Below are 6,615 nucleotides of genomic sequence, written 5' to 3'. Positions count from 1 at the left end.
TGCTGATCGCGGTGCTCGGCACCGTCGTCACGCTCGGCGTCACCGCGGGCGACGGCGACGAGCCGGACAGCCGCAACGTCACCACCGAGCAGACGGCCACCGAGGACGCCACCGACGACGGTCTGCCCGCGGACGAGCCGGACGAGGGCACCGCCCCGGCCGGGGACACGACCGGCGGCGAGACCTCCGCGACCCCCGGCCCCTCGGGCTCGGCGAGCCCCAGCACGTCCGGCTCGCCGTCGCCGAGCGCCTCCACCACCGGTGGTACGTCGCCGGGGACGGGCGATCCGACGGACGACGGGGGCAGCAGTTCGCCGGGCGAGCCCTCGCCGAGCGGAAAGCCGACCAAGCCCACCAAGCCGCCGACGACTCCGCCCACCACACCGCCGACGACGCCGCCCACCGAGACGCCGACGACGCCGCCGACCGAGACGCCCACCGACGAGCCGCCGGAGCCGCCGCAGGGCTCCTCCTCCGCCAGCGGCCCCGTCGAGTCGGCCAGTGCGAGCGCGAGCGTCGACGCCCCGGCGGAGAGCGACGAGCCCACCGAGGCGGCGGTCTGACACACGGAAGCCGGGTGTCCCCGTGGGGGACACCCGGCTTCGGTCGTTCCGTGCCGGACGGTCGGTCAGAACAGTCGCAGCTTGTCGTCCTCGATGCCCCGCATCGCGTCGTAGTCCAGGACCAGGCAGCCGATGCCGCGGTCCGTCGCCAGCACCCGGGCCTGCGGCTTGATCTCCTGCGCGGCGAAGACGCCCCGGACCGGCGCCAGGTGCGGGTCGCGGTTCAGCAGCTCCAGATAGCGCGTCAGCTGCTCCACGCCGTCGATGTCGCCGCGCCGCTTCAGCTCCACGGCCACCGTCTGACCGTTCGCGTCCCGGCACAGGATGTCCACCGGCCCGATCGCGGTGGGGTATTCACGGCGGATCAGGGTGTGGCCCTCGCCGAGGATCTCGATCCGGTCCGCGAGCAGCTCCTGAAGGTGCGCTTCCACGCCGTCCTTGATGAGCCCCGGGTCGACGCCCAGCTCGTACGAGGAGTCGTGGAGGACTTCCTCCATCGTGATGATCAGTTTTTCGCCCGCCTTGTTCACCACGGTCCAGACGCCTTCGTCACCGTCGGCGCCCTCCTTCAGGGTGCACGGCGGAGACATCCAGTTGAGGGGTTTGTACGCCCGGTCGTCGGCGTGGATGGAGACGCTTCCGTCCGCCTTCACCAGGATCAGACGGGGGGCGGAGGGCAGGTGGGCTGTGAGCCGGCCCGCGTAGTCCACGGAGCAACGGGCGATGACGAGACGCATGGTCGGCAACGCTACTCGACGACGGGGGCCCGACGCGATTTCCCCATCCGTTGCCTGCTGTCACTCGGTGCGCGTCGCGTCGCGGCGCAGCGGGCTTGCCCCTCTTTGCGCCCCTTCGTTATTGGCCGGTTGTGTTCCCAATCTCCTGGTGCGGCCCCGACCGCGCGCTTAACGTGGAAGCAGGAGGTCGCCGCCCGTGCACGCTGCGTCGTCGCCCCCTTCCCTGCCCGTAAGGCCCCGGCCACTCTCCGGGGTCGCGAGAGGAGAACCCATGTCGCTCGACGTCTCACCGGCGCTGTTGGAACAGGCCGAGCGAGGCGAGGTCGACGAAGCCGACTTCGTCGACTGCGTCCGGACCTCCCTGCCCTTCGCATGGGAGATGATCAGCTCGCTGGTGGCTCAGCTGAAGGTCGACGGCGGAGAGTTCGCCGACAACCAGACGCCGCCGCCGGACGAGCAGGCACGTGGTCAGCTGCTGCGCGCGCTCGCGAGTGATGCGATACGCGGCGCGCTGCAGCGGCACTTCGGAGTGCGTCTCGCATTCCAGAACTGCCACCGCGTCGCGGTGTTCCCGCTGGACGCCTCGGTCGACGACCGACTGGCCAAGTTCACCTCGGTGAGGGGCCAGTTGCTCAACCAGTCGCCCGAACTACGGGACTGCTGAACGCTTCTGCTGCCGTCCCGGGCCGCGGGAGGTGCAACTGGCTCCGGGGCGGCAGCTCCCGTACCACCGCACCACATGTCCCACCGATGTCACCGAGGAACACCGGCATGCGCAGGTCAGGTGAGCAGCGGCAGCACGTCGGCGCCCAGCCGCCGCACGTTCTCCTCGGTCGCCGCGAGATCGCCCGACCCCTCCACCAGCAGGGCGAAGCGCGTGATCCCGGTCCGCTCGGCGGTGGCCGCGAGCCGGTCGGCGGCCAGCCGCGGCGGGCCCACCGGATGCAGCCCGCACAGCAACTCCGTGTACGCGACCGGGTCCCGCATCACGCGGTGCCTGCCGTCGACCGTGACATGGGCGTCGAGCCCCTGGCGCAGCCAGCCCGGCATCGTCTTCACCAGCATCTCCGTGGCGTCCCCGGCGTCGTCCGCGATCTGGGCCACCCCGGCGGACACATGTGCGGCACCCGCCACCACCTCGGGCGGATGACCGGCCTCCCGGGCCGCCGTACGCCACAGGGCGACCATCTCCGCCTTCTCCTCGTCCCCGCAGTGCATGCCCAGCAGCATCGGGAGCGCCTGCCGCGCCGCCAGCCGCACACTCTTCGGCGAGGTGCACGCCACGATGACCTCGGGCCCCGCGGCTCCCGGCCCGCCGGCGTCGGGACCCGCGTCGGCCGGCCCCGCCAGCAGCTCGTCCGCGCGCGGCACCACCGCCACCTCGCGGAACCCGAACCGCTCGCCGCGCCCCGCGACGCGCGGCTCCCGCAGCCAGTCGAGCACCAGGCCGAGCGCCTCGGGGAAGCCGTTCTCGTACGCGTCGAGACCGCCGCCGAACACCTCCAGGTCCACCCACGGACCGCCCCGGCCCACCCCGAGCGAGAACCGTCCGCCGCTGGTCAGATGCAGCAGCGCGGCCTGCTCGGCGAGCGCGACCGGGTGGTGGTTGGGCAGCACGCTGACCGCGGTGCCGACCCGGATTCTGCGGGTGCGGCCCAGCAGCAGCGCGGCCAGCGTGGTCGCGGACGGGCAGACCCCGTACGGCACGAAGTGGTGCTCGGCCACCCAGACCGAGTCGAGGCCGCTCTCCTCCGCGGCCTCGGTGGACCGGACGGCCCGGTGCAGGGCCTCACCCGGCCCCTGTCCCGGGAACTGGGCTGCCAGAACGAACGTTCCGATGCGCATCGCCTATTGCCTCCTTGCGGCCGACGCGTTCTCCCCCACTGGCAACAACGTCTGACACGTGCCAAAGGCACGGTCCGGAGCGAAGTTGTTGCGATTTTCCGCTAACTCACCCCACTGCCGGATCGGACCGCCCGGGGCACCCGACGACCGCCCCCGGCACCAGGCTCTAGGCTTGGACGAATCGTGCCCGACCCGCCCCCGTGAGGTGTCCTGTGTCCCCGCGCCGTAACCGCCCCCGTGGCGGCGAGAGTCCCGACGAACGCCCCGGCACGGCGCCCGGGAGGTACGGCGGGGGAGGGGGCACCGAGAGCTGGCAGGGCGAGGAGTGGTCGGTGCGCCCGGTCAGCGGCGCGAGCGCCCAGGGCAAGCGGTACCGCTGCCCCGGCTGCGACCAGGAGATCCCCTCCGGGGTTCCGCACCTGGTGACCTGGCCCGAGTTCGGCGGCATCGACGACCGCAGGCACTGGCACAAGGCCTGCTGGAACGCGAAGGACCGCCGCACCACTCGGGTGCAGCGGTCCCGTAACGCACCGCGCCACTGAGTACGCGGGGCGCGCTCAGACGTCGCGCCGGTTCAGTATCGCGACCGCCCCGCCCAGCGCCAGGGCGGCCAGGCCCAGCATCAGCAGCAGCGGCTCCCAGCCGGACGGGCCGGACTCGGTGATCGTCGCGCCGTACAGCGCGCCGAGCTGGTTGGGGATCGAATACTCGATGAGGAAGCGCTGGAGCCCCCGCAGATCCTCGGCGAACATGAACGGCGCGAGGACCAACGGCAGCAGCACCACGCCGATCATGATGGTGATCGCGCCCGCCGAGTGCCGCACGATCGCGCCGATCCCCAGCGCCACCAGGCCGAGGGCCGCGACGTACAGCCCGACCCCGAGCGTGGAGCGCAGCCACTCGTCGGCCGACGCGGGGGCGCCGTCCAGGATCAGGGTCTGGGATCCCGCCACCATCGTGGCGGTCACCGTCGTGACGACGAAGGTCAGCGAGAAGAAGACGATCGCCTTCGCCGCGAGCACCCGCGCCCGGCTCGGGCACGCCGTCAGCGTCGTACGGATCATGCCGGTGCCGTACTCGGAGCCGATCGTCAGCACCCCGAGCGTGATCACGCAGATCGAGCCCAGCACCACCCCGAAGAAGCCGAGCGCCAGGGAGGGCTCGCCCGCGAGGTTGCCGTCGTTCGCCGCGACCAGCAGCGCGGTGCCGAGCCCGATCGTCAGCATCAGCACGACCATCACGCCGAGCGTCCAGACCGTGGCGCGTACGGAGCGGATCTTGGTCCACTCCGAGGCGACCGCGTCACCGAGGGTGGCGGGCCGGATCGGGATCGGCGACTCGTAGAAGCTCAGCAGGCCCGCTCCCGGCGCCTGCTCGCGGTCCTGCGGGGTGGCCGGGGACGTCATCTCGGGTCCTTGCTGGTCTGCTCCTCGGCCGGGACGGCGGAGGAGGGCTCGGCGGCGGGTGCGGGGGCGGGCTTCCCGGGCCCCTGGCCCGGAACGGGCGGCGGCGGGGCGTACCAGCCCTCCTGCGGCACCTCCACCGGCTCCGGGTGCGCCAGGTCGTCGGCGCCGAGGACATTCCCGTACGCGTCCACGGGCGGCGGTTCCACGAGGCCCGCCTTGGCGTCGTCCGTCGAGCGGTAGTCCACCAGGCCCTGCGTGAGGCGCATGTAGGCCTCCTCCAACGACGCCTGGTGCGGGGACAGCTCCCAGAGCCGTACGTCGCAGCCGTGGGCCAGCTCGCTGATCCTCGGCAGCGGCAGCCCGGTGACCCGCAGCGCCCCGCCCGGCTCCGACATGACCCGCCCGCCCGCCTCGATGAGCGTGGCCGTCAGCTTCTGCCGGTCCTCGGGGCCGTCCTCCGGCACCCGGACCCGCGCGAAGTCGGCGGAGTTGGCGGAGATGAAGTCGGTGACACTCATGTCGGAGAGCAGCCGGCCGCGTCCGATCACGATCAGGTGGTCGGCGGTCAGCGCCATCTCGCTCATCAGGTGGGACGAGACGAAGACCGTGCGTCCCTCGGCGGCCAGCGACTTCATGAGGTTGCGGGCCCAGTGGATGCCCTCCGGGTCGAGACCGTTGACCGGCTCGTCGAACAGCAGGACCTGCGGGTCGCCGAGCAGCGCCGCCGCGATGCCGAGCCGCTGCCCCATGCCGAGCGAGAAGCCGCTGGTGCGCCGCTTGGCCACGTCCTGGAGGCCGACGACGCCGAGGACCTCGTCGACCCGGGCCGCCGGGATGCCGGCCAGCTGGGCCAGGGAGAGCAGGTGGTTGCGGGCGGTGCGGCCGCCGTGCACGCCCTTGGCGTCCAGCAGCGCGCCGACCTGGCGCGGGGCGTTCGGCAGGCTGCGGTAGGGGTGGCCGCCGATGGTGACGTGACCCGCGGTGGGGCGGTCCAGGCCGAGGACCATGCGCATGGTCGTGGACTTGCCCGACCCGTTGGGACCGAGGAAGCCGGTGACGGCCCCCGGCCGCACCTGGAAGGAAAGGTCGTCCACGGCCGTCTTCGCGCCGTAGCGCTTGGTCAGCCCGACTGCCTCGATCATGCTCCAGCCCCATCGACTCACTCTGTCGTTCGGGGCTCGGGCCACCCGGCCGCACACCCCCGTAAGAGTTAGGAGGATAACCAGGCGCTGACGGTTCCGGCCAAGTTGCGCACAGCGTGCGAGCGGACGGTTACGGGTCCTAAGCGTCCCGGTTCTTCAGGACCAGGAAGCCGCCGAGCACCGCCGCCAGGACCCAGAGCACCATGATCCCGAGCCCTCCCCACGGACCGTACGGAGCGGGATCGGTGTTCATCGCGTCCGGGACGACCTGCATGATCTTCGAACCGGCCTGGTCCGGGAAGTACCGGGCGACGCTCTTGGCCCCGGGCACCGCCGCGAGGATCTGCGAGACCAGGAAGAAGAACGGCATCAGGATGCCGAGCGACAGCATGGAGCTGCGCAGCATCGCCGCCACCCCCATGGAGAAGATCGCGATCAGCCCCATGTAGAGCCCGCCGCCGACCACCGCGCGCAGTACGTTCTCCGCGCCGATGTCGGTGCCCCGGTCGCCGAGCATGGCCTGGCCCAGGAAGAACGAGACGAAGCTGGTGAGCAGCCCCACGACCAGGGCCAGCACACCGGCCACCGTGATCTTGCTGAGGAGGAACGTCGCGCGCTGCGGCACCGCCGCCAGCGAGGTGCGGATCATGCCGGAGCTGTACTCCGTGCCGACCACGAGCACCCCGAACACGACCATCGCGAGCTGGCCGAGAATGGTCCCGGAGAAGCTGACGAACGTCGGGTCGAACGTGACCTGCTCGGCCTCGGAGAGGTCGTCGAACGTGGCGTTCAGCAGAGCGCTCAGCGCCGCGCCCATCACCACCGTGACGGCGAACGCGGAAATGAGGGTCCAGGTGGTCGAGGAGACCGACCGGATCTTGGTCCACTCCGAGGTGAGAACCGCGGGTACCGATGCCATCGT

Annotated in this window: 7 protein-coding genes and 1 pseudogene; 3 read left to right on the top strand and 5 right to left on the bottom strand. The window is 71.8% G+C overall.

What is annotated here, in order from left to right:
* Positions 1–563: pseudogene (locus G3I54_RS09220) on the top strand (ATP-binding protein); the annotation flags it as partial.
* A 65-nt stretch (positions 564–628) separates the two neighbouring features.
* Here the strand turns inward: G3I54_RS09220 and nucS are convergent.
* Positions 629–1,300, bottom strand: a complete 672-nt coding sequence (gene nucS / locus G3I54_RS09215; protein WP_030079290.1) for an endonuclease NucS — start codon at positions 1,298–1,300, stop codon at positions 629–631.
* A 271-nt stretch (positions 1,301–1,571) separates the two neighbouring features.
* On the opposite strand from nucS, the gene G3I54_RS09210 reads away from it, so the two are divergent.
* The gene (locus G3I54_RS09210; protein ID WP_006127608.1) at positions 1,572–1,964 is read left to right on the top strand and encodes an SCO5389 family protein; all 393 of its coding nucleotides are present in this window, start codon (positions 1,572–1,574) and stop codon (positions 1,962–1,964) included.
* A gap of 116 nt (positions 1,965–2,080) precedes the next feature.
* On the opposite strand, the gene G3I54_RS09205 is transcribed toward G3I54_RS09210, so the two are convergent.
* On the bottom strand, positions 2,081–3,145 hold the full coding sequence (locus G3I54_RS09205; protein ID WP_164612910.1) for an LLM class flavin-dependent oxidoreductase: 1,065 nt from the start codon (positions 3,143–3,145) through the stop codon (positions 2,081–2,083).
* Positions 3,146–3,357: 212 nt separating this feature from the next.
* Between G3I54_RS09205 and G3I54_RS09200 the strand changes: the two genes are divergently transcribed.
* A complete protein-coding gene (locus tag G3I54_RS09200; protein ID WP_164612909.1) occupies positions 3,358–3,687 on the top strand; it encodes an ATP/GTP-binding protein in 330 nt (109 codons plus the stop codon).
* Positions 3,688–3,702: 15 nt separating this feature from the next.
* Here the strand turns inward: G3I54_RS09200 and G3I54_RS09195 are convergent, their stop codons facing one another.
* The 3 genes from G3I54_RS09195 to G3I54_RS09185 form a co-directional block, all read right to left on the bottom strand.
* On the bottom strand, positions 3,703–4,551 hold the full coding sequence (locus G3I54_RS09195; protein WP_164612907.1) for an ABC transporter permease subunit: 849 nt from the start codon (positions 4,549–4,551) through the stop codon (positions 3,703–3,705).
* Positions 4,548–5,693: an ABC transporter ATP-binding protein gene (locus G3I54_RS09190; protein ID WP_164612905.1), complete on the bottom strand. Its 1,146-nt coding sequence runs from the start codon at positions 5,691–5,693 to the stop codon at positions 4,548–4,550. The genes G3I54_RS09195 and G3I54_RS09190 overlap by 4 nt, the downstream gene beginning before the upstream one ends.
* Before the next feature lie 139 nt (positions 5,694–5,832).
* Complete coding sequence (locus G3I54_RS09185; protein WP_164612903.1) at positions 5,833–6,612, bottom strand: ABC transporter permease; 780 nt, start codon at positions 6,610–6,612, stop codon at positions 5,833–5,835.
* Positions 6,613–6,615: the final 3 nt, after the last annotated feature.

The sequence above is a fragment of the Streptomyces sp. SID14515 genome (assembly GCF_010548505.1).
GTDB classification, from domain to species: domain Bacteria; phylum Actinomycetota; class Actinomycetes; order Streptomycetales; family Streptomycetaceae; genus Streptomyces; species Streptomyces caviscabies.
Note: the sequence above shows the minus strand (reverse complement) of the source record. Positions and strands in the feature narration are given on the sequence as shown.